The organism is Bradyrhizobium quebecense (assembly GCF_013373795.3).
Taxonomy (GTDB): domain Bacteria; phylum Pseudomonadota; class Alphaproteobacteria; order Rhizobiales; family Xanthobacteraceae; genus Bradyrhizobium; species Bradyrhizobium quebecense.
This window is the reverse complement of sequence record NZ_CP088022.1, coordinates 6,542,339-6,568,107: the sequence shown is the minus strand read 5'-3', so window position 1 is coordinate 6,568,107 and position 25,769 is coordinate 6,542,339. Positions and strand designations below refer to the sequence as shown.

The 25,769-nt window shown below is 65.2% G+C and carries 21 protein-coding genes; 13 read left to right on the top strand and 8 right to left on the bottom strand.

Translation table 11 applies throughout. From position 1 onward, the window contains the following. Nucleotides 1-107: 107 nt before the first annotated feature. Entirely contained in the window at nt 108-2,900 is a 2,793-nt protein-coding gene (locus HU230_RS31605) for a [protein-PII] uridylyltransferase (RefSeq protein WP_176528462.1), read from the bottom strand. A 435-nt stretch (nt 2,901-3,335) separates the two neighbouring features. On the opposite strand from HU230_RS31605, the gene HU230_RS31600 reads away from it, so the two are divergent. After that, nucleotides 3,336-3,845, top strand: a complete 510-nt coding sequence (locus HU230_RS31600; RefSeq protein ID WP_176528463.1) for an OsmC family protein — start codon at nt 3,336-3,338, stop codon at nt 3,843-3,845. Nucleotides 3,846-3,992: 147 nt separating this feature from the next. Then, nucleotides 3,993-4,793 (top strand): hypothetical protein, encoded by an 801-nt coding sequence (locus HU230_RS31595; RefSeq protein WP_176528464.1) that lies wholly within the window; start codon nt 3,993-3,995, stop codon nt 4,791-4,793. A 99-nt stretch (nt 4,794-4,892) separates the two neighbouring features. Here HU230_RS31595 and mutS read toward each other — a convergent pair whose 3' ends face one another. Next, nucleotides 4,893-7,619 (bottom strand): DNA mismatch repair protein MutS, encoded by a 2,727-nt coding sequence (mutS, locus tag HU230_RS31590; RefSeq protein ID WP_176528465.1) that lies wholly within the window; start codon nt 7,617-7,619, stop codon nt 4,893-4,895. A gap of 214 nt (nt 7,620-7,833) precedes the next feature. On the opposite strand from mutS, the gene pcaF reads away from it, so the two are divergent. The 7 genes from pcaF to HU230_RS31555 all read left to right on the top strand — a co-directional run bounded on the left by pcaF (nt 7,834) and on the right by HU230_RS31555 (nt 13,556). Next, nucleotides 7,834-9,042: a 3-oxoadipyl-CoA thiolase gene (gene pcaF, locus HU230_RS31585; RefSeq protein ID WP_176528466.1), complete on the top strand. Its 1,209-nt coding sequence runs from the start codon at nt 7,834-7,836 to the stop codon at nt 9,040-9,042. Between the two features lie 105 nt (nt 9,043-9,147). Next, the gene (gene pcaH / locus HU230_RS31580; protein ID WP_176528467.1) at nt 9,148-9,849 is read left to right on the top strand and encodes a protocatechuate 3,4-dioxygenase subunit beta; all 702 of its coding nucleotides are present in this window, start codon (nt 9,148-9,150) and stop codon (nt 9,847-9,849) included. A 1-nt stretch (nt 9,850) separates the two neighbouring features. Further along, the gene (gene pcaG / locus HU230_RS31575) at nt 9,851-10,453 is read left to right on the top strand and encodes a protocatechuate 3,4-dioxygenase subunit alpha (RefSeq protein ID WP_176528468.1); all 603 of its coding nucleotides are present in this window, start codon (nt 9,851-9,853) and stop codon (nt 10,451-10,453) included. A gap of 245 nt (nt 10,454-10,698) precedes the next feature. Next, nucleotides 10,699-11,022 (top strand): ArsR/SmtB family transcription factor, encoded by a 324-nt coding sequence (locus HU230_RS31570; RefSeq protein WP_173640060.1) that lies wholly within the window; start codon nt 10,699-10,701, stop codon nt 11,020-11,022. 10 nt (nt 11,023-11,032) lie between these two features. Further along, complete coding sequence (locus HU230_RS31565; protein WP_176528469.1) at nt 11,033-11,497, top strand: SRPBCC domain-containing protein; 465 nt, start codon at nt 11,033-11,035, stop codon at nt 11,495-11,497. A 21-nt stretch (nt 11,498-11,518) separates the two neighbouring features. Continuing rightward, nucleotides 11,519-12,370: a shikimate dehydrogenase gene (locus tag HU230_RS31560; protein WP_176528470.1), complete on the top strand. Its 852-nt coding sequence runs from the start codon at nt 11,519-11,521 to the stop codon at nt 12,368-12,370. Nucleotides 12,371-12,386: 16 nt separating this feature from the next. Next, complete coding sequence (locus tag HU230_RS31555) at nt 12,387-13,556, top strand: Gfo/Idh/MocA family protein (protein ID WP_176528471.1); 1,170 nt, start codon at nt 12,387-12,389, stop codon at nt 13,554-13,556. 247 nt (nt 13,557-13,803) lie between these two features. Here HU230_RS31555 and HU230_RS31550 read toward each other — a convergent pair whose 3' ends face one another. From HU230_RS31550 to HU230_RS31535, 4 genes are all read right to left on the bottom strand, one after another. Next, nucleotides 13,804-15,114: an ABC transporter substrate-binding protein gene (locus HU230_RS31550; RefSeq protein WP_176528472.1), complete on the bottom strand. Its 1,311-nt coding sequence runs from the start codon at nt 15,112-15,114 to the stop codon at nt 13,804-13,806. A gap of 291 nt (nt 15,115-15,405) precedes the next feature. After that, a complete protein-coding gene (locus HU230_RS31545) occupies nt 15,406-16,962 on the bottom strand; it encodes an MDR family MFS transporter (protein WP_176528473.1) in 1,557 nt (518 codons plus the stop codon). A gap of 191 nt (nt 16,963-17,153) precedes the next feature. Continuing rightward, nucleotides 17,154-18,326: an HlyD family secretion protein gene (locus HU230_RS31540; protein WP_176528474.1), complete on the bottom strand. Its 1,173-nt coding sequence runs from the start codon at nt 18,324-18,326 to the stop codon at nt 17,154-17,156. Further along, nucleotides 18,319-18,801, bottom strand: coding sequence for a MarR family winged helix-turn-helix transcriptional regulator (locus HU230_RS31535; protein WP_176528475.1), 483 nt, complete (start codon nt 18,799-18,801; stop codon nt 18,319-18,321). The genes HU230_RS31540 and HU230_RS31535 overlap by 8 nt, the downstream gene beginning before the upstream one ends. A gap of 201 nt (nt 18,802-19,002) precedes the next feature. Here HU230_RS31535 and HU230_RS31530 point away from each other — a divergent pair, with 201 nt between their 5' ends. After that, the gene (locus HU230_RS31530) at nt 19,003-19,488 is read left to right on the top strand and encodes a Fur family transcriptional regulator (RefSeq protein WP_028338147.1); all 486 of its coding nucleotides are present in this window, start codon (nt 19,003-19,005) and stop codon (nt 19,486-19,488) included. Between the two features lie 168 nt (nt 19,489-19,656). Next, nucleotides 19,657-20,589: a DMT family transporter gene (locus HU230_RS31525; RefSeq protein WP_176528476.1), complete on the top strand. Its 933-nt coding sequence runs from the start codon at nt 19,657-19,659 to the stop codon at nt 20,587-20,589. 127 nt (nt 20,590-20,716) lie between these two features. On the opposite strand, the gene HU230_RS31520 is transcribed toward HU230_RS31525, so the two are convergent. After that, nucleotides 20,717-21,592, bottom strand: a complete 876-nt coding sequence (locus tag HU230_RS31520) for a sulfurtransferase (protein ID WP_176528477.1) — start codon at nt 21,590-21,592, stop codon at nt 20,717-20,719. Between the two features lie 318 nt (nt 21,593-21,910). Here HU230_RS31520 and ispG point away from each other — a divergent pair, with 318 nt between their 5' ends. Then, a complete protein-coding gene (gene ispG / locus HU230_RS31515) occupies nt 21,911-23,200 on the top strand; it encodes a flavodoxin-dependent (E)-4-hydroxy-3-methylbut-2-enyl-diphosphate synthase (RefSeq protein ID WP_176528478.1) in 1,290 nt (429 codons plus the stop codon). A gap of 336 nt (nt 23,201-23,536) precedes the next feature. On the opposite strand, the gene HU230_RS31510 is transcribed toward ispG, so the two are convergent. Then, on the bottom strand, nt 23,537-24,565 hold the full coding sequence (locus HU230_RS31510) for an IS110 family RNA-guided transposase (protein ID WP_176528479.1): 1,029 nt from the start codon (nt 24,563-24,565) through the stop codon (nt 23,537-23,539). Between the two features lie 269 nt (nt 24,566-24,834). On the opposite strand from HU230_RS31510, the gene HU230_RS31505 reads away from it, so the two are divergent. Beyond that, entirely contained in the window at nt 24,835-25,728 is an 894-nt protein-coding gene (locus tag HU230_RS31505; protein ID WP_092120270.1) for a TauD/TfdA dioxygenase family protein, read from the top strand. Nucleotides 25,729-25,769: the final 41 nt, after the last annotated feature.

Here is a 25,769-nt window from a genome sequence, read left to right as displayed (position 1 = left end):
CGCGTACTCCGACTCGTTCGAATAGCCGGGCCGTCGATCCTTCGAGACGGCCGCTCCGCGGCCTCCTCAGGATGACGGGACAGGCCTATGCGCCTCTACGATTCGGCCTACGCTGCCGGCTTCGCCGCCTGGTCCTCGGTCGACAACAGATGCAGCAGCGCGCTCTTGATCGCGGCCTGCCGGGTCGGCGCGGTGATCTGGGCGCCGAGCAGGTCGGTGACATAGAACACGTCGCGGGCGCGCTCGCCGAAGGTCGCGACATGCGCCGAGGCGATGTTGAGGTTGAGCTTCGAGATCGCGGTGGTCAGCTGGTAGAGCAGGCCGGGGCGGTCGAGGCCGGAGACCTCGATCACGGTGTAGCGGTCGGACCACTGGTTGTTGATGGTCACTTCGGGCTCGACGACGAATGGCCGCGCCTTGCTGCGCACCGCGCGCTTCGCCACCGCCTCGGGCAGCCTGAGCTTGCCTTCCAGCACCTGCTCGATCATCTCGCCGATCCGCGTCGCGCGGCGGCCTTCGTCATCGTCGCGATCGTATTCGCGCGAGATCGAGATGGTGTCGAGCGCGCGGCCGTCGGTCGTGGTGTAGATCTGCGCGTCGACGATGTTGGCACCGGCGGACGCGCAGGCGCCGGCGATGATCGACAGCAGCCAGGGATGGTCGGTCGCCAGAATCGTGAGCTCGGTGACGGCACGGACCTCGTCGAAGCCGACATTGATCGCGAGCTTGTGGCCGGCCTGCTCGCTGGCGCGGATGAAGCGCGCCTGGCGGATCTTGCGTTGCAGCTCGACCTTGAGCCAGTACGCCGGGTAGTGCCGGCCGATATAGGCGTTGAGCTCGACCTCCGGCCATTCGGTGAAGGCGCGGCGGAACTCGGCCTGCGCCACCGCGATGCGCTGGGCGCGGTTGACCTCGGAGAAGCCACCGGTCAGCACCGGCTCTGTTTCATAGTACAGCGTGCGCAGGAGCTGCGCCTTCCAACCGTTCCAGACGCCGGGGCCGACGCCGCGGATGTCGGCGGTGGTCAGGATCGTGAGCAGCTTCATCTGCTCGACCGACTGCACCACGGCGGCGAAATTCTCGATGGTCTTGCGGTCCGACAGATCGCGCGATTGCGCCACCGTCGACATCGTCAGATGTTCCTCGATCAGCCACGCCACCAGCTCGGTATCGGCGGCAGAGAAGCCGAGCCGCGGGCATAGCCGCCGCGCCACCTTGGCGCCGGCGATCGAGTGATCTTCCGGCCTGCCCTTGGCGATGTCGTGCAGCAGGGTCGCGATATAGATCACCGGGCGGTGCTCAGGCCTGATCTTGCGGAACAGGTCGCTGGCGACCGTGAACTCCTCGTTGCCGCCGCGCTCGATGTCCTGCAGGAAGCCGATGCAGCGGAGCAGATGCTCGTCCACCGTATAGTGGTGATACATGTTGAACTGCATCATCGACACGATCTTGCCGAAGGCGCGGATGAAATGGCCGAGCACGCCGGTCTCGTTCATCCGCCGCAGCACGGTCTCCGCGTCGTTCGAGGTCAGGATCTCCATGAACAGGCGGTTGGCTTCCTCGTTGTCGCGGAGCTGGGTGTTGATCAGCTTCAGCGAGCGCGTCACCGTACGCATCGCATCGGGATGGAAGGCGAGGTTGTTCTGCTGCGCGAGGCGGAAGATCCGGATCAGGTTGACCGGATCGTGCTTGAACACATCAGGGGCGGCGAGGTTGATGCGGTTGTTGTCGACGATGAAGTCGTCGCTGCCGGCCACCCGCCGCCGCTTGGTGCCGGGCCGCAGCCGCGCCACCATCCGGCTCAGCACCGGCGCCGGCTTGTTGTGCTCCTCCTCGAGCTTGGCGCACAGGATCGCGGTGAGATCGCCGACGTCTTTTGCGATCAGGAAGTAGTGCTTCATGAAGCGCTCGACGTCCTGCATGCCGGGATGCGAGGTGTAGCCGAGGCGCACCGCGATCTCGCGCTGCATGTCGAACGACAGCCGCTCCTCGGCGCGTCCGGCGAAGAAGTGCAGATTGCAGCGCACCGACCACAGGAAGTCGGCGCAGCGGCGGAAGGTGCGGTACTCCTGCGCGTCGAACACGCCGCGTTCCAAGAGCTCGTCGGTCTCGCGCACGCGGTAGACGTATTTCGCGATCCAGAACAGCGTATGCAGGTCGCGCAGGCCGCCCTTGCCGTCCTTGACGTTGGGCTCGACCAGATAGCGCGACTGGCCGGCGCGGCGATGCCGCTCCTCGCGCTCGGCGAGCTTGGCGGTGACGAATTCCGCAGCGGTGCCCTGCACCACTTCCTTGTCGAAGCGTTCGACCAGCTCGTCATAGAGCGGCTGGTCGCCGGTCAGGAAGCGGGTCTCCAGGATCGCGGTGCGGATCGTCATGTCGCCGCGCGCCTGGCGGATCGATTCATCGACCGAGCGCGTGGCGTGGCCGACCTTCAGCCCCATGTCCCAGAGGCAATAGAGGATGGCTTCGGCGACCTGCTCGCCCCAGGCGGTCTGCTTGTAGGGCAGGATGAACAAGAGATCGATGTCGGATTCCGGCGCCATCAACCCGCGGCCATAGCCGCCGGTCGCGACCACCGCCATGCGTTCGGCGCCCGAGGGGATCGGCGAGTGATAGAGATGCCGGGTCGCCGCGGCGTAGAGGATGCGGATGATCTCGTCCTGCACGAAGCACAGCCGTTCGGCGCAGCGGCGGCCGTGGCGGTCCTTCAGCAGCAGCTCCTGCGCCGTGGCGCGCGCCGCGATCAGCTCGGTCTTGAGCAGCTGCGCCATCGCGGCGCGGAACTGGTCCTCGCGGCCGGCATGCTGTTCGGCGAGTGCATTGACCGCCGCGGTGATCCGCTCGGTCTCGAAACGACCATCCGCTTCAGGGCGGACTTCGGCTACGACGCTGTCCATACGTTCATCCGATATCGGACGGAGCTGTTGCTGTCACTGACCAAAGTATATGGACAGCCGCTCCATGCTCTCGTGGCGGCGCTTCGCGCAAGACCACTTCCGCGCCATCTGGTGAAGGGTAGAGATTTTCCCGATGATCGCAAGTCTAACTCATTGAATTAAATGATTGTTTCTTGATTGGTGGCGAGCCGATCTGCTGATGCAGAAATTTCCCGGCGCGCCTGAAGCTCAACGACGGCATCATCTCGGTGCAGCCGGCCAGCTCCAACAAAGGCGCTCGAATTCCTCGACGCCGGTGTGATCGATCTCGGCTCGACCGGACCGCTTGCGCGATCTCACCGCTAAATCCAGCGCCGGCGAGGCGATGTGGTGGTGACATCCGCTCTTGAAGGTCTTACATCCGAAGACCAAGAAGAATAGCCGGGAGACAAGTCCATGGACTCCGCCGAACTCCGCGCAATGCAGGCTCCGATCAAGGAGCGCTACAAGGCCGACCCCTCGGCCGCCGTGATCACGCTGAAGGCCAAGGCCACGATCGACAGCGAAAGTCTTTCCTGCAAGGTCGAAACCGGCCGCGCGCTCGCGGTCGCCGGCCTGCATCCCGCCACCGGCGGCTCCGGGCTCGAGCTCTGCTCCGGCGACATGCTGCTGGAGGCGCTGGTCGCCTGCGCCGGCGTCACGCTGAAATCGGTCGCGACTGCCGTCGAGGTGCCGCTGAAGGTCGGCAACGTCTTCGCCGAAGGCGATCTCGATTTCCGCGGCACGCTCGGCGTCGACAAGGAGGCCCCGGTCGGCTTCCGCGAGATCCGCTTGCGCTTCGACGTCGGCACCGACGCGCCGCAGGACAAGCTCGATCTGCTGCTGAAGCTCACCGAGCGTTATTGCGTGGTCTACCAGACCATCAAGAACGGCCCGAAAGTGTCGGTGACGATGCAGCGGGTTTAGCGCGTCGTCCCGGCCTAGTGCGCAATTGCGCACGGGAGCCGGGACCCATACGCCGTGTCCCATCGTTGAAATCCTGCTGTTCGACGGCTTTCGTTCCCCACTAGCTGTCGTGGTTATGGGTCCCGGCCTTCGCCGGGACGACGCTCGATGTCCTCCGAACTCCATTTCGTCCTGCTCCTCGTGCTGCGCATGGCGGTTGCCGCCGCCTTCGTGGTCAGCGCGTCCATCATCACGGAACGTTCGGGGCCGGTGATCGGCGCGCTGATCGCAACCCTGCCGATCTCGGCCGGGCCGTCCTACACCTTCCTTGCGCTCGACCATGACGCCGCCTTCATCGCCGAGGGCGCGCTGTCGAGCCTGCCGGTCAATGCGGCGACGATCTTCATGGGCCTCACTTATGTCGTGCTGGCGCAGCGCTTCAGCATGTGGATCAGCGCGGGAAGCGCGATCGCATTGTGGCTCGTGCTCGGCACCATCATCCGCCAGTTCGCGTGGACACTCGCCGGCGGGCTGATCCTTAATGCCATAGCGTTTGCGATCTGCATTCCGCTGCTGAGGCCTTATCGGCACGTCGCAAAGATGCCGCTCATCGCGCGGCGCTGGTACGACATCCCGCTGCGCGCTGCGCTGGTCGCAAGCCTGGTCGGCACGGTCGTCACTGCGTCGACCTGGGTCGGTCCGCGCGTTACCGGCGTGATCGCGCTATTTCCGATCGTATTCTCCTCGATGATGCTGATCCTGCATCCGCGGATCGGCGGCCCCGCGACCGCCGCCGTGCTCGCCAACAGCGCTTGGGGTCTGCTCGGCTTCGGTCTCGGCATCGCCGTGCTGCACGTCGCGGTGCTGCAATTCGGCTCGCCCATCGGCCTCTGCTGCGCGCTCGCCACCTGTGTCGCGTGGAACCTGGCGCTGTGGCAGATCGGGCGAAGGAAGAGCGGGAAAGCGTAGCCACGTCATTGCGAGGAGCGCAGCGACGAAGCAATCCATCTCTCCGCGTATGTGGAACGATGGATTGCTTCGCTTCGCTCGCAATGACGATGGAGAGCGCTACCCCTTCGGCAGTTTCGCCCGCAATGCATACAGCGCATCCAGCGCTTCGCGCGGTGACATCTCGTCGGGATGCAGCGCCTTCACCGCCTCGACCAGCAAATCCGCCTCGCTCGGCGGCTTGTCCTCACTTGCGGCGCGGGAGGGCACGGCGAACAGCGGCAGGTCATCGGCCAGCGCGCGGGCGGTCTGGCCGCGATCCTGGGCCTCGAGTTTCGCCAGCACTGATTTGGCGCGCGTGATCACCGCGGGCGGCAGGCCGGCGAGTTTTGCGACCTGGATGCCGTAGGAGCGGTCGGCGGAGCCCGGCAGCACCTCGTGCAGGAACACGACGTCGCCCTGCCACTCCTTGACCCGCACCGTGGCGTTGAACATCCGCGGCAGCTTGGCCGAGAGCGCCGTCAGCTCATGATAGTGGGTGGCAAAGAGCGTGCGGCAGCGGTTGCTCTCATGCAGATGCTCGATCGCGGCCCAGGCGATCGACAGGCCGTCGAAGGTCGCCGTTCCACGGCCGATCTCGTCGAGGATCACCAGCGACCGCTCGCTCGCCTGGTTCAGGATCACGGCGGTCTCGACCATCTCGACCATGAAGGTGGAGCGTCCCCGCGCCAGATCGTCGGCGGCGCCGACGCGCGAGAACAGCCGGTCGACGATGCCGAGCCGCGCCCGCGACGCCGGCACATAAGAGCCGATCTGCGCCAGCAGCGCGATCAGCGCATTCTGGCGCAGGAAGGTCGATTTGCCGGCCATGTTCGGACCGGTGATCAGCCAGAGCTGGCCGGATTTCTGTCCGGGCGCGGGCGACAGATCGCAGGCATTGGCAATGAACGGCTGGCCGTCGCGCTTCAGCGCCTGCTCGACCACCGGATGGCGGCCGCCCTCGATCGCAAAGCCGAGCGAGCCGTCGACGTCGGGCCGCACGTAATTGTCGTCGATCGCAAGCTTCGCCAGCGAGGTCGCGACGTCGAGCATCGCAAAGGCATGCGCGGCGTTGCGCAGATCGTCGCTGGCGGCGAGCGCCAGCGCGCTCAGCCGCTCGAAGATCTCGAGCTCGAGATTGAGCGCGCGCTCGCCGGCATTGGCGATCTTGGCCTCGGTCTCGCCGAGTTCCGAAGTGGTGAAGCGAACCTGTCCGGCCAGCGTCTGGCGATGGATGAAGGTCGCATTGAGCGGTGGTGCGAACAGCTTGTCGCCGTGCTGTGCGGTGACCTCGACGAAATAGCCCAGCACATTGTTGTGCCGAATCTTCAGCGTCTTGATGCCGGTGTCCTCGGCATAGCGCGCCTGCATCGCGGCGACGACGAGGCGCGAGGCATCGCGCAAATTCCGGCTCTCGTCGAGCGCGGCCTCATAACCTTCGCGGACGAAGCCGCCGTCGCGCTTGATCAGCGGCAATTGCTCGGAGAGTGCGCGGGAGAATTCCTGCGCCAGATCGCGTGACGGACGCTGTAGCGCCGCCATCACGGTCGAGATTTCGGCCGGGGGACTAGCGAGCTGCGCCAGCAGCTCCAGCGCCTGGTCGGCGGCGAGGATGCCGTCACGCAGGCTGGCAAGGTCGCGCGGCCCGCCGCGGCCGACCGAGAGCCGCGCCAACGCGCGCGATATATCGGGTGCCGCGCGCAGCACGGTTCTGATGTCCTCGCGCGCCGCGGAATCCGCGACGAAGGCGGAGACGGCATCGAGCCGCCGCGCGATCACGGCAACATCGGTGAGCGGCGCGGCAAGGCGCTGCGCGAGGAGGCGCGAGCCCGCCGCAGTGACGGTGCAGTCGATCGCATCGAGCAGCGAGCCGCGGCGCTCGCCGGCCAGCGTGCGCGTCAGTTCGAGATTGGCCCGGGTCGCCGGGTCGATCGCCATCGTGGTGCCGGCAGCCTCGCGCGCCGGCGGCGACAGCGGCGGACGTTTGCCGACCTGGGTGCGGTCGATATAGGTGACGGCCGCGGCCGCGGCAGTCGCCTCCAGCCGCGACATCGCGGAGAGGCCGTCCATGGTCGCGACCGCGAAATAGTCGCACAGCCGCCGCTCCGCGGTGGCGCTGTCGAACACGTCGCGGGTCAGCGGCGTCACCGAGGGCAGCTCGCGCAGGGTCGGCGCGAGTTCGTTGTCGCTATAGAGCGCGTCGGTGACGATGGCCTCGTTCGGATTGATCCGCGCCAGTGTTGCCGCAAGCTCTGATGTCGCGCACTCCGTTACCATGAATTCGGAGGTCGAGATGTCGATCCAGGCGAGGCCGAGACGATCCGCGCCGGCCGAGCCACGGGCGCGCGCGATCGCGATCAGGTAATTGTTGGTGCGGGCGTCGAGCAGCGTGTCTTCGGTCAGCGTGCCCGGCGTCACCAGCCGCACCACGCCGCGGCGGACCACGCTCTTGTTGCCGCGGGCCTTTGCCTCCGCGGGATTTTCGGTCTGCTCGCACACCGCGACGCGGTGCCCGGCGCCGATCAGGCGATGCAGGTAGTCCTCGGAGCGCTCGACCGGAACGCCGCACATCGGGATGTCCACGCCCTGATGCTTGCCGCGCTTGGTCAGCACGATGCCGAGCGTCTTCGAGGCGATCTCGGCGTCCTCGAAGAACAGCTCGTAGAAATCGCCCATCCGGTAGAACAGCAACAGGCCGGGATGGGCCGCCTTGATCTCCAGATACTGTTCCATCATCGGCGTGACGCGCGACGGCGCCTCGGCGGCTGTGGCTTCGGGCGGAACGGGGATGGGCTGCTGAATGGTCATGAGGGAGCGGAAACTACAAAATTTCGTCGCGCGGTCCTATCCAAGAGGATGGGGTTTTCCACCCTCTCCACGGCTCGAAATATGACGAGGCCTCACGGGAACGCGCTGATGCCACCCAGCCACGTCAATTGACCTGCCGCGGGCACACTCCTAAAACTCACCTCAAGTTCCAGCCGATCCAGCGCCTAAGTCGCGGCATTCAGGGAGAGATTCAATGCGTGATGTCTATATTTGCGATGCCGTCCGGACTCCGATCGGCCGTTTCGGCGGCTCGCTCGCCAAGGTGCGCGCCGACGATCTCGCGGCGGCCCCGATCAAGGCGCTGATGGCCAAGCACCCGACGCTCGACTGGAATCAGGTCGACGAGGTCTTTTTCGGCTGCGCCAACCAGGCCGGCGAGGACAACCGCAACGTCGCGCGTATGGCACTGCTGCTCGCCGGCATGCCGGAGTCGGTTCCCGGCCAGACCCTGAACCGGCTTTGCGCCTCCGGTCTCGACGCGGTCGGTGCCGCGGGCCGCGCGATCCGCGCCGGCGAAATCGATTTCGCGATCGCTGGCGGCGTCGAGTCGATGACGCGCGCGCCGTTCGTGATGGGCAAGGCCGCGGAAGCCTTCTCGCGCTCGTCCGAGATCTACGACACCACGATCGGCTGGCGCTTCATCAATCCCTTGATGAAGGCGCAGTACGGCGTCGATGCGATGCCGGAGACCGGCGAGAACGTCGCCGAGGAATTCCAGGTCTCGCGCGCCGATCAGGACGCGATGGCGATCCGCTCGCAGCAGCGCGCCGGTGCCGCGATCGCGTCGGGCTATTTCGCCGAGGAGATCGTGCCGATCCAGGTGCCCGGCGGCAAGGCCGGTCCGATCACGGTCGACAAGGACGAGCATCCGCGGCCGGAGACGACGCTCGAAGGTCTCGCCAAGCTGAAGCCAATCGTGCGCAATCCGGGCACGGTGACCGCGGGCAACGCGTCGGGTGTCAATGACGGTGCCGCCGCGATGATTCTCGCGTCTGAGGCCGCGGTGAAGAAGCACGGCCTGACCCCGCGCGCAAAGATCCTCGGTCTCGCCTCGGCCGCGGTGCCGCCGCGCATCATGGGCATCGGCCCGGTGCCCGCGACCAGGAAGCTGGTCGAGCGTCTCGGCATCAAGGTGTCGGACTTCGATCTGATCGAGCTCAACGAGGCCTTCGCCTCGCAGGGCATCGCCTGCCTGCGCCAGCTCGGCGTCAAGGAAGATGCCGATTTCGTCAATCCGCATGGCGGCGCGATCGCGCTCGGCCATCCGCTCGGCATGAGCGGCGCGCGGCTGGTTTTGACCGCCGTGCACGGCATGGAGAAGCGGGGCGGGAAGCTTGCCTTGGCAACTATGTGCGTCGGCGTCGGCCAGGGCGTCGCGGTCGCGATCGAAAAGCTGAACTAATCCAATAGCTTGGAAGGGCTGAAAACAGCCCTTCCCCAATTTGGTTATGCATTATAATGATCTGATGTGAGCTCACCGGGCGCGTGGGCCGCGGAGGAATTCGCCATGACCCTGTTGTATCCGCTGCAATCGCTTGCGGCCCATCCGGCGCGGCTGTCGCCGGACTACCGCTCCACCGTGAAGCGCTCGCCGCAAAAGCCGTTGATCCCGATGCGGCACACGCTCTCGGAGCTGACCGGGCCGGTCTATGGCCATGAGACGGTGCGCGCGCACGACAACGATCTCACCATCCAGGCCAAGGGTGAGCCGCTCGGCGAGCGCATCATCGTGCACGGTCATGTGCGCGACGAGGACGGCCGCGGCGTGCCCAACACGCTGGTCGAACTGTGGCAGGCCAATGCCTGCGGCCGCTACATCCATGTCGTCGACCAGCATCCGGCGCCGCTCGATCCCAATTTCACCGGCGCCGGCCGCACCCAGAGCGATGACAAGGGTTATTACAAGTTCATCACCATCAAGCCCGGCGCCTATCCCTGGGGCAATCACCACAATGCCTGGCGGCCCGCGCATATCCACTTCTCGGTGTTCGGCCACTCCTTTATCTCGCGTCTGGTGACGCAGATGTATTTCCCCGGCGATCCGCTGTTTCCGTTCGACCCGATCTTCAACTCGGTGACGGATGAGAAGGCGCGAGCGCGGATGATCTCGTCGTTCGATCTCGAGAACACCAAGCCGGAATGGGCGCTGTGCTACCGCTTCGATATCGTGCTGCGCGGGCGCAACGCCACACCGATGGAGACCAAGTAACGTGTCGAACCAGCGTCCTGATGGAATCACGCCCTCGCAGACCGTCGGTCCCTACTTCAAGTACGGCCTGACGCCGAACGGCGAATATGCGTGGAACGACGCCTTCAGCAACAATCTGCTGACGCCTGACGTCTCGGGCGAGCGCATCCGCGTCGAAGGCACCGTCTATGATGGCGACGGCGCCGTGATCCCGGACTGCATGCTGGAGATCTGGCAGGCCGACAGCCAGGGCCGCTTCTCCGATCCGCAGGATGCGCGCGCGCTGCCGAACTCCTCCTTCAAGGGTTTTGGCCGCTGTGGCACCGACAAGAGCGGTGGCTACGCGTTCGACACCATCAAGCCAGGCGTGGTGCCTGACGCTGACGGCAAGCCGCAGGCGCCGCACATCGTGCTCGCGGTGTTCGCGCGCGGCATGCTGCTGCATCTCTACACCCGGATCTATTTCGACGACGAAGCCGGCAACGCCGGCGATCCTGTGCTCGCATTGGTGCCGGCCGATCGCCGCGCTACGCTGATTGCGAAGCGCAAGGCCGGTGCGGGCAACACCTACACCTTCGACGTCCATCTGCAGGGCGACAACGAGACAGTGTTTTTCGACGTCTAATGCGCGATGAGATTAGGTTGAATCGTCATCGCGCATTAGCTCTTTGTTTGAGCATGATCTTTTCGGAAAACCGCTTCGCGCTTTTCCGGATCATGCTTTAGCCGCTGACCGCGCCGGCGGCGCGCAACTCCAGCATTGAAGGGACGACCCCAATCCGCTGCGCGCCCTCGCCGCAGCGGATTTCGCTTGAATATACGCAATAAGTTATATAGCAAGTTAGTTATATAACTGAGGCGAGATCAAGCATGCCCAACCTCGACGCCGCTTTCTCTGCGCTCGCCGACCCGACCCGCCGGGCGATCCTGGCACGTCTCGCGCTGGGCGAGGCGACGGTGATGGAGCTGGTCGAGCCGTTCGAGATGACCCAGCCCGCGATCTCCCGCCATCTCAAGGTGCTCGAAGGCGCGGGCCTGATCGTGCGGCGCGTTGAAGGCACCAAGCGGCCGTGCCGGCTGGCGCCGACGGCGGTCGCCGAGATCGATCAATGGCTCGGCATGCTCAGGCGGGCGCTGGAAACCAATTATGACCGGCTGGACGGAGTGCTGGCCGCCATGAAGCCTGAGAAGTGATGGGTATCCCATGAGCAAGTTGACGCTGAAGACCGAAGGCGACCGCTACATCGTTGTCACCAGGCGCTTCGTCGCCCCGCCCGAGGCGGTGTATCGCGCGCACACCGAGCCGGAGCTGCTGCAGAAGGGGCTGCTCGGCCCGGAAGGCTGGACCATGCCGGTCTGCGTCAGCGAGCTCAGGCCCGGCGGCAAGATCCGCTACGAATGGACCGACGGCAGGGGCGGCGGCTTTCACCTCACCGGCGAGTATGTCGCGCTCGAACCGTTCAGCCGCATCGTGCATGTCGAGCGCATGCATCTGCCGGACCCGACGCCGGACAATCATGTCGAGACGCGGTTTGCGCCTGACGGCAGCGGCACCGTGATGACCATGCGGATGACCTTGCCGGATGCCGAGACGCGCGCGGCGATGCTCGCGACCGGCATGGAGCACGGCATGGAAGACAGCTATGCTCGGCTCGACCGCATGAGCTGAGCACTGCCAACGTGAGGGACAATGCGCGATCGCTTCCTGACCGGTCTGATCGGGTATCCGATCGCGCATTCGGCGGCGCCTGCGATGCACGAGCAGGCCGCAGCAGTGCTCGGCATTCACTGTCACTATCAGCTCATCGAAGTGAAGGGCGCCGGGCGCGACGATTTGCGTGCGATGTTGGAGGGCGTCAGGCGGCTCGGCTTTGCCGGCGTCAACGTCACCTTTCCCTACAAGGAGGCGGTCGTCGATCTGCTCGATGACCTCGCGCCGGACGCGCGCGCGATCGGCGCAGTCAACACCATCGTCGTCGATGGCGTGCGTCTGGTTGGGCACAACACCGATGCGACCGGCTTTGTGCGTGCGATCGAGCCGCTGCTTGGGTCAGCGCCGCGCGGTCCGATCGCGCTGATCGGTGCCGGCGGCGTCGGCAAGGCGATCGCCTTCGCGCTCGCCGGCCTCGGCGTCGCCGGGATCAGGATCTTCGACGCCGATGCCGCCAAGGCCGCGCAGCTTGCGGGCCAGTTGCGGGATCGCCATGCCGTCCACGCCACCAGCGTCGCGACCGCGGTGGACGGCGCCGCCGGTCTCGTCAATGCAACGCCGGTCGGCATGCTGCCGAGCCGCGAGGCGCCGGTGCCGGATGCGCTGCTGCATCCGTCGATGTGGGTCGCCGATGCGGTCTACACGCCGCTCTGGACGCCGCTGCTGACAGCGGCCAAAGCCAGGGGCGCAAGCGTCCTGACCGGACGGGACCTCGCGATCAACGCCTCGGCCGATGCATTCAAACTGTTCACGGGACTGGCGCCGTCGCATGCGGCGATGGGAAATGCGTTCGACGCCGTGATGGCTGCACGCTACTCTCCGCCCGCCTGAAGGGCGGAGGCATGAAATGAAAAAAATCAAGATCGGTCTGGCCGGCTGCGGCTTCGTGTCGGAGCTGCATATGTATGCCTACCGGCGGGTCTATGGCGTCGATGTCGAGGTGAGGGCAGTGGCGGCGCGCGGCGCTCACGTGGTCGATTTCGCGCGCAAGCATCAGATTCCGAACGCCTATCGCAGCTTCGCCGAGTTGGTCGCCGACGCTGATATCGACGTCATCGACATCTGCACGCCGCCGAACCTTCATGCCGCGATGATCGTCGATGCCATACAGGCCGGCAAGCACGTGATCTGTGAGAAGCCGTTCAGCGGCTATTTCGGCCGCGACGGCGACAAGGCGCCGATCGGCAAGCATGTCCCGAAGGCGCTGATGTACCAGCGCGTGATGGAGGAGATGGAACAGACCCGCGCCGCGATCGAGCGCAGCGGAAAACTGTTCATGTATGCCGAGGACTGGGTCTACGCACCGGCGGTGACCAAGACCGCCGAGATCATCCGCGCGACAGGCGACAAGATCCTGTTCATGAAGGGCGAGGAGAGCCATTCCGGCTCGCATGCCGCGCACGCCGCAGAGTGGGCGATGACCGGCGGCGGCTCGCTGATCCGGATGGGCTGCCATCCGTTGTCGGCCGTGCTCTATCTCAAGCAGGTCGAGGCGAAAGCGCGCGGCGAGGCGATACACGTTGCCAGCGTCACCTGCGATGTCGGCAATGTCACCGCCGGTCTCAAGCCGGGGGAGCGCACCTACATCAAGGCCAATCCGGTCGACGTCGAGGATTGGGGCACGCTGACCGCGACCTTCTCCGACGGCACCAAGGCCACGGTGTTCTCCGGCGACATGATCATGGGCGGCGTGCGCAATCTGATCGAGACCTACACCTCGGGCGGCTCGCTGTTCGCCAACATCACGCCGAACACGCATCTCGTGAGCTACCAGACCTCGGAGGAGAAGCTTGCCTCCGTCTACATCACCGAGAAGGTCGATCGCAAAACCGGCTGGCAATATGTCTGCCTCGAGGAGGAATGGACCCGCGGCTACCTGCAGGAGATCCAGGATTTCATGGAGTGCGTCGCAACCGGCCGCGCGCCGCTCGCCGACCTCGCGTTGGCGTATGAGACGACGAAGGTGAACTACGCCGGCTATTGGGCCGCGGATGAGGGCAAGCGGGTGGTGCTGTAGGTGCGCGCGGTGCGTTTCCCTTCCCTTGTGGGAGAAGGTGGCGAGCGTAAGCGCGCCGGACGTCACCGCATCGGGACTCTGCTCCCTCGCCCCGCTCTTGCGGGGAGAGGGGTGGGGTGAGGGGCTCTCTCCGCGAGTATTGATGGCCGATGGACCTGTACCCCCTCACCCGGATTGCATCTGACGATGCAATCCGACCTCTCCCCGCAACCGGGGCGAGGTAAGAAGGCCGGGCTGCGCCGCGGCCCTACGCCCCGTACACGGATCCCTTCGGCAGCGGAAACACCGGATCCTGCGTCCTGATGTTGGTCGGCCACACCACGGTGATGCGCTCACCGGCGTTCTGCATCACGACTGGCGTCGAGCGCTCGTTCTGGCCCGACATCGGCGTGCCCGGCGGATAGAATTTTACGCCATAGCCCTGGATGGTGCCGCCCGGCGGGATGTCGACATCGAGCGCGGCCTTGCGGATCGCCTCGGGATCGAAGCCGCCATATTTTTCCTTGGCGACCGGCAGCACATTGTTGAGCAGCACCCAAGTCTGGTTGAAGCCCATCGAGCAGTGCGGCGGCACTTCGGTGGCGCTGGTCTTCTCGCGATAGCGCGCAACCATCACCTTGGTGAGGTCGCCGACCCCCGGCGCCAGCTTGGCGGGATCGAGCAGCTGCGCCGGAACGGGATCGATGTTGCAGAAATTGTCGATGTCGGCGCCGAACGTCGTGCGCAGCTTGTCGAGCTGGCTATAGCCGGCGCCGGCGCCGAACAGCATCTTGAATTTCAGTCCGCTCTCGCGCGCCTGGCGCAGGAACAGCGTGATGTCGGGGTTGTAGCCGGCATGCGAGATGATGTCGGCCTTGGCGCGCTTCAATTTGGTCACCAGCACGGAGAGATCGGGGGCGGAGGCCGAATAGCCTTCCTTGAGCACGACCTGCAGCCCGGCTTCCTTCGCGAAGGTTTCGTCGGCGGCGGCGACGCCGACGCCGTAGGGACCGTCCTCATGGATCAGCGCGACCTTGACGTCTTTCGGCTCCATGCCGAGCCTGGCCTTGGCGTGTTCGGCGAGGAAGCCGCCGAAGGCCTGGCCGTACTGGTCGGAATGGATCTGGGCGCGAAACACGTAGTGCAGGTTCTTGTCCTTGAACACGGCGGTCGAGACCGCGGTCGTGATCCAGAGGATCCGCTTCTGCTGCTCGACCTTGGCGGCGAGCGGCACCGCGTGCGAGCTCGCGAACACGCCGTTGAGGATATCGACCTTCTCCTGGTCGATCAGGCGATTGGCCTCGTTGATCGCGACATCAGGCTTGCTTTGAGAATCGACGTTGACCGGCGCGATCTTGTACTTGCCGCCGACGCCACCCTTCTCATTGACGAGATCGATCGCGATCTGCGTGCCGATCGAGGAGGCGACCGAGCCGCCGGCGGCAAACGGACCGGTCAGGTCGTAGATCACGCCGATCCGGACCGTTTCGGCCTGCGCCTGGGCGCGTGTCCAATCGAAGCTGAAAGCAGCGGCGGCAGCCGCTGAAGTCTTCAGCAGCGTCCTGCGTGAAGTCGGCATCGCGTCCTCCCCTGAAACCGTCATTGCTGTGACGGTATTGCTTGTTTTCTAGCGAGTATTGGGAGGCGAGGTCGGAAAGTCAACGCGCTTGCGGCTGCGGTGTCTTGCGCTTTCGGAGGGGGCCGCCGCATTGAAAACTGTCGTCGCCCGGCTTGACCGGGCGACCCAGTATTCCAGAGGCTGCAGTGCTTGAGCCGATAAGCCGCGGCGTACTGGATCGCCCGGTCAAGCCGGGCGATGACCTCAATCGCGCGGTTAGCGAGTGCGATCGAAGCGCAGGGACGCGAGGACCTACTCCATCACCGCGGCATGATCCGGCGGCGCCGACTGCGCGCGCAGCGTGGCCTTGGTCGAGCCAATCATCAGCGCGAGCGGGATCGAGACCAGGATGAACAGCATCACCAGCTGGTAGTCGTGCGAGAATGCGATGATCTGCGACTGCGCCGCCACCATCCTGTCGGCCATCGCGCGGCCGGCATCGGTGTTGAGGTTGATCATGCCGGCGACATCGGGCATCTGCAGCGCGTGGTTGAACGGATTGATCTGCTCCGACAGCTTTGCGTAGATCCGCCGCCCGCCTTCGGTGAGCTGTGCGATCACGATCGAGATGCCGATCGAGCTTGCGACGTTGCGGAACAGCGTCAGCATCGAGGTGCCGTCGGTACGCAGCTGGTTGGGCAGCGTCAGGAACGCCACCGTCGACAGCGGCACGAACACGAGGCCGAAGCCAAAGCCCTGGATCACGCTGACGACGATGATCTCGCTCGCCTGCGTCATGTCGGTCCAGCCGGTCATCTGGAATAGCGACGCCGCGGTCAGTGCCAGGCCGGAGATGATCAGCGTGCGCGCCTCGATGTAGCGCATCAGGCGGCCGACCAGCATCATCGCGACGAAGGTGCCGGCGCCGCGGGTCGCCAGCAACAGGCCGGCGGTGATGATCGGATAGCCGACCACGTTCTGCAGATACGGCGAGGACAGCGCCATGGTCGAATACAGCACGAGGCCCATCACCGTCATGAACACGACGCCGCCGAGGAAATTGCGGTCCTTGAAGATCGCGAACTGGATGAACGGCCTGTCGGTGGTCAGCGAATGGGCGAAGAAGAAGTAGGCGCCGACCGCCGCCACAATGAACTCGATCACGATCTCGTTGGATTCCAGCCAGCCGAGCTGCTCGCCGCGGTCGAGCGCGAGCTGCAGCGCGCCGATCGCGACTGCGAGCGCGCCGAAGCCGAACCAGTCGAAGCGCAGCGCGCGGTCCTGCCTGGTCTCGTCCATGAACACCGCGAGGCCGAGCACGGTGAAGGCGCCGAACGGCAGATTGACGAAGAACACCCAGTGCCAGGAATAGGTCTCGGTCAGCCAGGCACCGAGCGAGGGGCCCATGATCGGACCCATCATCACGCCCATGCCCCAGATCGACATCGCCTTGGCACGCTCATGCAGCGCGTAGGAATCGAGCATCACCGCCTGCGACAGCGGCACCAGCGCCGCGCCGAACACGCCCTGCAACAGGCGGAACAGCACCATCTGGTTGATGTCCTGCGCCAGGCCGCAGAACACCGAGGCGACGGTGAAGCCGGCCGAGCAGATGATGAAGATGCGCTTGCGGCCGAAGCGGTTGGCGATCCAGCCCACCGGCGCGGTCATGATCGCGGCCGCGACGATGTAGGAGGTCAGCACCCAGTTGATCTGGTCCTGCGAGGCCGACAGCGAGCCCTGCATATAGGGCAGCGCGACGTTGGCGATCGTGGTGTCGAGCGCCTGCATGATCGTCGCGGTCATCGCGCAGATCGTCACCATGTTCCGGCGCATGCCGGGCACGGCGGATGGTGACGGTGCATTCATTCAGGTCGGTCTCGCTTTGTCGAATGTGTCGGGGGTCACCTCTCCCGCTTGCGGGGGAGGTCGGCGCGTAGCGCCGGGTGGGGGCTCTCTCCGCAATGTGACTCGTGGAGAGAGCCCCCACCCCAGCCCTCCCCCGCAAGCGGGAGAGGGGGCGCACTGTCTCTGCGGTCGATTATCGACCGCATTTCATGCTACTCGTGGTCCGGGTGCGCGGAGGCTGAGCGCAGCCCGAGCAGGCCGGCCAGCGTGCGGCGGTGGTTGGTGTCGATCGTCGCGTAGACGCTCATGCCGGCCTTCAGCTTCTTCACGAACGGATCATTCTCGTCGAAGTAGATCCGCACCGGCACCCGCTGCACCACCTTGACGAAGTTGCCGGTGGCGTTCTGCGGCGGCAGGATCGCGAATTGCGCGCCGGTGCCGGGCGACAGCGAGCCGATCTTGCCCTTGAATTCGTGGTTCGGGAACGCGTCGACGTCGAGCGTCACCGGCTGGCCGACCGCGACATAGGTGAAGTCGCTTTCCTTCGGATTGGCGTCGACCCAGGGATGGTCGACATCGATCACCGAGAACACCGGCGCGCCTGCGGCGACGAAGCGGCCGAGCTGGATCTGGTCGACTTGGGTCGCCACGCCGTCCATCGGCGCGCGCAGCACGGTGTGATCGAGATTGCGCTGGGCGTCGTCGAGCTTGGCCTTGGCCTGGGCGTAGGGCGGGAATCGCTCGATCGGCAAATCGACATCGCCGAGCAGCTGCGTCTTGGCGTTGGAGATCTGCTGCCTGATGTATTGCGCCAGGCTCTCGGCCGTGACCTGCGCATTCGCCGCGTTGTCGAGGTCGAGCTGTGAGCCGAAATTCTGCTTGGCGAGCGTCGATTTGCGATCGACGTCCTTCCTCTTCAATTCGATGCTCTGCTGGGCGAATTCCAGCATCCTGGTGTTGATCTTGATGTTCTCGACCAGATTGTCATAGGTGGTCCTGGTCTGGTCGAGCGCCGCCTTGGCCTGGTCGACCGCGAGGCGGAACGGCACCGGGTCGATCTCGAACAGCTCGTCGCCCTTCCTGACGTGCTGGCCTTCCTTCACGACGATCTTGTCGATCTTGCCGGAGATTTCCGGCGTGATCAGCACCTTCTGCGCGCCGACATAGGCGTCGTCGGTGCCGACATAGCGGCCGCCATTGAGATAGAACACGCCGCCGCCGATCACCGCCACGATCGGCAGCACGACGAGCAGCAGCACCCGGCGATAGCGCCGCAGGCCCGCCATCAGGCGGCGGCGCGGCGCACGGCTCGCCTTGCCCGACGGCGCTGATACGCCCGGATTGCTCTTCTGTTCAGGGGCCAGCTTGAGGACGGGTTCAGCCATAGCGTTGTTCCTTTCGGGGGGGCTCGCCGGCTGGGTTTTGGATGGCATTGCGAACGTTTTCCTTGATCGATTCCAATTGAGTGAGCAGGCGGTGCGCGTCAGCGGGGCTGATGCCCTCGAGCGCGGTCGCGGTGAGTTCGGAGCGCAGACCGGCCAGCTTCCCGAGCAGCGGGCGCGCGGCCTTCTTCAAATAGAGGCGGTTGACGCGGCGATCGTTCTCGTCACTGCGGCGCTCGATCCAGTCATTGTCGCAGAGCTTGTCGATCAGCCGCGTCAGGGTGATCGGCTGCATCTCGAGCAACTCGGCGAGCTCGGTCTGCTTCAGCCCTTCCTGGCGCTCCACCTTCGACAGCACGGCCCATTGTGCACGGGTGATGCCGTAGCGCGCCGCCTCCTTGTCGGCGTAGACGCGGATCAGCCGGAACAATTCGCCCAGCGTAAACATGAAGTTCGCGTCCACGGAACTGCGCATCAATGCTATCTCCATAAGCTTGCAATATAATAAGCTTGCTTATGAATTCTGCATGCGAGGTTAACGGGAGGCTGCCCCGCATGGCGCACATGGCTGCAAGGCCGTGAGAGACTGGCTTCGGTACCGGGCTTGGGTATTGGGCTTCGATGATTGGGCCTGGGCCGGGCTATGGGAACGAGAGCGGAAATGCTACATATCTGGGCAATGAGCCTCGCCAAGCCGACGTTTCCTGCCCCCGACCACGATCACGGCCGCTGCGCCGCGGACGCGATGGCGCATGCCGAGCAGGTCTGCGCGCGCCGCGGCCAGAAATTCACCCCGATCCGGCGTCAGGTGCTGCAGGCGCTGCTGTCGAGCCATCGGCCGCTCGGCGCCTATGAGGTGATCGACGAACTGGCCAAGACGATGCCGCGGCCGGCACCGATTACCGTCTATCGCGCGCTCGATTTCCTGATGGAGAACGGCCTCGTTCACCGCATCGAAAGCCGCAACGCCTTCCTCGCCTGTGCGCACGATCATGACGAGACCTCGATGGTGGCGTTCCTGATCTGCGACCATTGCGGCTCGGTCGGCGAAATCCCGGCCGCCCCGGTCGCGCAAAGCCTGACCGCCGCGGCGCGGGCCTCGGGCTTCATCCCAAAGCTCTCCGTGGTCGAGATCGCCGGCACCTGCGCGCATTGCCAGAAATGATTGTTCTTGTCCGAGACCCTTCTCCCGTCATTGCGAGGAGCGAAGCGACGAAGCAATCCATGCCTCGGCAAGTGGCGAAATGGATTGCTTCGCTCCGCTCGCAATGACGATCCAAGCGACACGCGAATACTAACAACAACAGGCCGATAGGCCGGCCCGCGAGGAAACATGTCGACCCAAGCGATCTCCGCCAGCGTCACGAGGCCCGTCAGCGTCGGCCACGGGCTGCCGCCCGGCGCCATCGCATTGATGCTGATGCTGTGCGTGAGCTGGGGCTTCAACCAGCTCGCGGTGAAGCTCGCGCTGCCCGATGTGCCGCCGATGCTGCAGGCGCTGATCCGTTCCTCCGGCGCGCTGCCGGTCATGCTGATCGTCGGCCGGCTGCGCGGCGTCAAATTCTTCGAGCGCGACGGCACGCTGCTGCCGGGCGTGATCGCCGGGCTGATGTTCGGCTGCGAGTTCGTGCTGATCTTCACCGGGCTGGTCTTCACCTCGGCCTCGCGCGCCTCGGTCTTCCTCTACACCGCGCCGTTCTTCGTCGCGCTCGGCTCGCATCAGTTTCTCGGCGAGCGTCTCTCGACCGTGCAGTGGAGCGGGCTGGCGCTGAGCTTTGCCGGCGTCGCGCTCGCGATCGGCGTGCCGCAGCCGAATGTCGATGCCAAGGTGCTGCTCGGCGACCTCATGGTGGTCGGCGGCGGCGCGCTCTGGGCGGCGACCACGCTGGTCGCCAAGGGCACGCAGCTGCGCAAGGCCGCGCCGGAAAAGGCGCTCGGCTACCAGGTCGCGATCTCGATCCCGATTCTCGCGTTCGCCGCCTGGATCGCCGGCGAGCGGATCGAGCACGTGCCGAGCGCGCTCTCGATCTCGCTGCTCGCCTATCAGGCGGTCTGGGTGGTGGGCTGCACTTTTGTCATTTGGTTTGCGATGGTGAAGACTTATTCGGCCAGCAAGCTCTCCGCCTTCACTTTCGTCACGCCGCTGTTCGGCGTGGTCGCGGCCTATTTCATCATGCACGACACGTTGACGCCGGTGTTCGGCGTCGCCGCGCTGCTGGTGATCGCCGGCCTCTATCTCGTCAACAAGCCCGACCCCAAGGTGTGACGCCGGATCCGAACGTTCCGGCGTGAGGGTTTGCTCGGGGATGTGTGCCTCGTCAGCGCGCCCGACATTCAGTGTCGTCCTGGCGAAAGCCAGGACGACGAAGGAGGGAGGCACTGCGCCTCGTTCGCTACCCCGTCTCGATCGGCAGCGCCGGATCCTTCGCCCATTCGCCCATCGAGCCGTCATAGAGCGTGAGATTGTCGTAGCCGAGCCGATGCAGCTGGAACAGGTCGATGGTCGCGGAGATGCCGCCGCCGCAATAGGCGATCACGCGCTTATCCTTGCTGATACCCTGCGCGGCGAAGGTTGCCTCCGCCTCCGCAAGCGGCACGAACGTCTTGCCCTTGGGATCGATCAAGGTTGCCGCCGGCACGCTGACGCTGCCGGGGATGCGGCCCGGCCTGCCGTAACGGCTTGGCTCGAGCCCCTTGTAGAATTGCGGGCCGAGCGCATTGACGATCACGGTATCGCGCTCCGTGGTCGCGGCGAGCACGTCATGCTTGCCGACGAACATTCCGTCCTTCGGCCGCGCCGAGAATGTGGCCTGCGGATAGCCGCCGGCAAGCCCGGTCTCGATGTCGCGTCCCTCGGCGGTCCATTTGTCGATGCCGCCGTCGAGCACCGCGGCGCCGTCAAAGCCGAGCGAATGCAGCATCCACCAGAACCGCGTCGCCCACATCGCCGTGCCGATCGAATAGAGCACCACGCGGCTGCCGGCCGAGATCCCATGCCGGCCGAAGGCGGCCTCGAGCTGGGCCGTCGGCGGCATCATGAAGCGCAGCTCGGCGCGGGGGTCGGAGAACTCGGCCTGCAAATCGAGGAAATTCGCGCCCGGGATGTGGCCGGCTTCGAACGTCTGGCGGCCCGAGACGACAATATAGGGAACGCTGCTGCCGGCCGGGGCCGGCTCCAGATAGGTCGTGCAGTCGAACAGGCGCAGTTCGGGGCGGGTCAGGATGTCGGCGAGTTCCGCCGTGGTGATCAGCTCGCTATGGCCGGCCATGTCGCGCTCTCCCAGAATGATCTTAAGGGGATGCTAGAGCATGATCCGAAAAAGTGGGTACCGGTTTTTCGGAAAGATCATGCTCAAACCGGAAGGAGTCCGCCAGGTCATATGAAAAGCCGTCACTTTGCCCTTTGATTCACCCCAATTCGGCCCAATATAGCTGTCCATGCAGGACGCCGCTGCATGGCTTGCCTTTGGCCTCAATCGGCGCCATAAGCTGTTGAATTCACTCCGAAACATGACCGTTTGGCCCGCCCTGCGCGCGGCCCATCGCCCCCTTGGTGAATGTCACCGAAACCTGATATTCGAGACGCCATGAACAAGCCCGAGATTTTGCCGCAAGACGACATCGCCGGTCCCGCACCGCGGCACCACACCACGCAGGTCATGGTCGGCAACGTCGCCGTCGGCGGCGGCGCGCCGATCGTCGTGCAGTCGATGACCAACACCGACACCGCCGACATCGAGGGCACCATCGCCCAGGTCGCCGCGCTGTCCCGCGCCGGCTCCGAGATGGTGCGCATCACCGTCGACCGCGAGGAAGCCGCCGCCGCCGTGCCGCACATCCGTGACGGCCTGCGCAAGCGCGGCATCACCACGCCCCTGATCGGCGACTTCCACTATATCGGCCACAAGCTGCTCGCCGAGTATCCGGCCTGCGCCGAGGCGCTCGACAAGTACCGCATCAATCCCGGCAATGTCGGCTTCAAGAACAAGCGCGACACCCAGTTCGCCGACATCATCGAGATCGCCAACAAGAACAACAAGCCGGTGCGTATCGGCGCCAATTGGGGCTCGCTCGACCAGGAGCTGCTGACCAAGCTGATGGACGAGAACACGGCCTCGGCCAATCCGCGCGATGCCCGCGCGGTGACCCGCGAGGCGATGGTGCAGTCGGCGTTGCTGTCGGCGGCGCGCGCCCAAGAGCTCGGCATGCCCAAGAACAGGATCATCCTGTCGGCGAAGGTGTCGGCCGTGCAGGATCTGATCGCGGTCTATCAGGAAGTCGTGCGCCGCTCGGATTACGCGATCCATCTCGGCCTCACCGAGGCCGGCATGGGCTCGAAGGGCATTGTCGCCTCCTCGGCCGCGCTCGGCATCCTGCTGCAGCAGGGTATCGGCGACACCATCCGCATCTCGCTGACGCCGGAGCCCGGCGGCGATCGCACGCTGGAAGTGCAGGTCGCGCAGGAACTGCTGCAGACCATGGGCTTCCGCACCTTCGTGCCGCTGGTTGCGGCCTGCCCGGGGTGCGGCCGCACCACCTCGACCACGTTCCAGGAGCTGGCGCGCTCGATCCAGGATTTCATCCGCGACGAGATGCCGGCCTGGAAGACCAAATATCCGGGCGTCGAAGAGCTCAACGTCGCTGTGATGGGCTGCATCGTGAACGGCCCCGGCGAATCCAAGCACGCCAATATCGGCATTTCGTTGCCCGGCACCGGCGAAGCGCCCGCGGCGCCTGTCTTCGTCGACGGCAAGAAGTTCCGCACCCTGCGCGGTCCGGGCATCGCCGCCGACTTCAAGGCGCTGGTGATCGACTATATCGATCAGCGTTACGGCAGCGGCGCCAAGCTGCCGGAGCCGGCCGGCGCCGCGGAGTAGTTTCACTCCGCGCGCGTGACCCACGCGCAATTGTCGTCCCTGCCTAGTGCGCAATTGCGCACGGGAGCAGGGACCCATATGTGGACGGCCCTCGTGGCACAAGAGCTTTCTGGGATTGGTCGGATCGCTGTCATCCATATGTCCGGCCTGTTTGATGCGATCGTGTTGATCGCTGGGCCAAGATGGTTTCCGCGACGCGAGTGCCAAACAACCTGGCGACCTTGTGAAGGCCAATGGGTCCCGCGGCTTGTCTCGCGTTCTGGATCGATCGATCATTCCATCTGCTCTTGCAGCTCCGGTTCGTCCGGCGAGCGCTACGTCCGGCCGGCCGACCTGTTAGGTGACAGCGTTCATGCGTGCGGCATCATAGCTCTCGCCGGTCGCCATCAGCTTCCAGGCGATGCGGGCCACCTTGTTGGCGAGCGCCACGGCCGCAAGCTTCGGCGGCTTGCGCCTGAGCAACGCCACGAGCCAGCGCGAGGGGTGGCCGCGCCCGAGCCTTGCCTGCCGGATCACCGCGGTCGCCCCGGCCACGAGCAGGCGACGCAGGGTCTCGTCGCCAGCGCGGGTGATCTTGCCGAGCCTGGTTTTGCCGGCGGTGGAATGGTCCTTGGGCGTCAGGCCGAGCCAGGCCGCGAACAAGCGGCCGGAGCGGAAGGCGTGCGGGTCCGGCGTCTTCATCACAAGCGAGGTCGCGATGATCGGACCGACCGAGGGGATCTGGGCCAGACGACGGCTTGTGGCGTTGGCCTGGTGCCAGGCCAGCAGCCTGGCCTCGACCGCCTTCAGCTCACCCTGCAACTGCGCATAGTCACGGCCCTGCATGGCGAACAGCTCGCGCGCCATAGCGGGAACGCTCTCGTCCTGCGTGATCCGGGCCAACAGCGGCTCGATCTTGTCCAACCCCTTCGGCGCGATCAGGCCAAACTCCGCCGCGTAGCCGCGGATCGCATTGCTGAGCTGGGTACGGCGGCCGATCAGCCCATCGCGGACACCTGCAAGCATCAGCGCGGCCTGCTGTTCGGCGCTCTTCACCGGCACAAACCGCATCCGCGGTCGGCCCATCGCTTCGCACACCCCATCCGCATCTCGCCCGTCGTTCTTGTTCCGCAGCACATAAGGCTTCACCAACTGCGGCGCTATCAGCTTCACCTCATGGCCAAGCTTGCCAAGCTCGCGCCCCCAGTAATGAGCCGCCCCGCAGGCCTCCATCCCGATCACGGTCGGCGGAAGCTTGGCAAAAAACTCAAGCACCTGCTTGCGCGACAGCTTCTTGCGCAACACCGGCTGTTCCGCCGCGTCAACTCCATGCAGCACAAAAATATGCTTCGACGTATCCATCCCAATACGGATAATCTCTCTCACGGACGGTCTCCTTGTCTGAGATTTACAACAACCTCATTCTGGCACACTGATGCCGTAGGGGGCCGTCCACACCATCAACCACAGGCGGTGGTTATGGCGCGAGATGCGGGTTGCAGTTTTCGCAAAACCCGATCCTGTGGTTACGGGTCCCGGATCTGCGCTCCGCTTCGCTGCGCTTGTCCGGGACGACGGATATGCTTGCGGCGCGGATTGCGCTTCGCTCCATCCGGGCTACGATGCTCCCAATCAAGAACATCGGGAGAACGCCCATGAGCTCGCTGTCCGGCAAGCAGGGTCCGCGCTACCGCCACCTCGCCGACCAATCCGAGCCCTATGAGACCATCGGCGTCGAGAAGCTGACGCCGATCATCGGCGCGGAAATCTCCGGCGTCGATATTGGCAGACTGGTTGGCGACGATGCGCGCTCCAACCGGCAGATGGACGAGATCCATCGCGCGCTCGCCGAAAATCTCGTCATCTTCTTCCGCGATCAGCACATCAGTCCCGACCAGCACCTCGCCTTCGGCCGCAAGTTCGGCGAGCTGCATGTGCATCCGGCGGCGCCGAACGAGGGCGATCCGGCGCTGATGAAGATCTATGCCGACAAGGATTCCCCGCGCGCCAATGGCGAAGGCTGGCACACCGACGTGTCCTGCGACCTCGAGCCGCCGATGGGCTCGATCCTCTACATCAAGCAATGCCCGCCGCGCGGCGGCGACACGCTGTTCGCCAACATGTACGCGGCCTATGAGGCGCTGTCGGACCGCATGAAGGCCTATCTCGACGGGCTGACCGCGCTGCATGACGGCGAGCAGACTTACCGTGGCCTGTACGCCAATTACGGCGTCGCCGACAAACGGGAATATCCCCGCGCCGAGCATCCGGTGGTCCGCACCCATCCGGTAACGGGAAAGAAGTCGCTCTACGTCAATCGCGGCTTCACCCGCTTCATTGTCGGCATCCCACGCGACGAGAGCGATGCCATGCTGGCCTATCTCTACCAGCATGCGGAGAACCCGCTGTTCCAGTGCCGTTTCCGCTGGACCGAGAACGCGATCGCGTTCTGGGACAATCGCTGCGCCCAGCACCGCGCGATGTGGGACTACTGGCCGCACACCCGCTCCGGCACCCGCGTGACCGTGAAGGGCGAGCGGCCGGTGTGAGGACAGCGCCGGCCTTGCGCCGTCGCGCCGGCCGCGGCTGA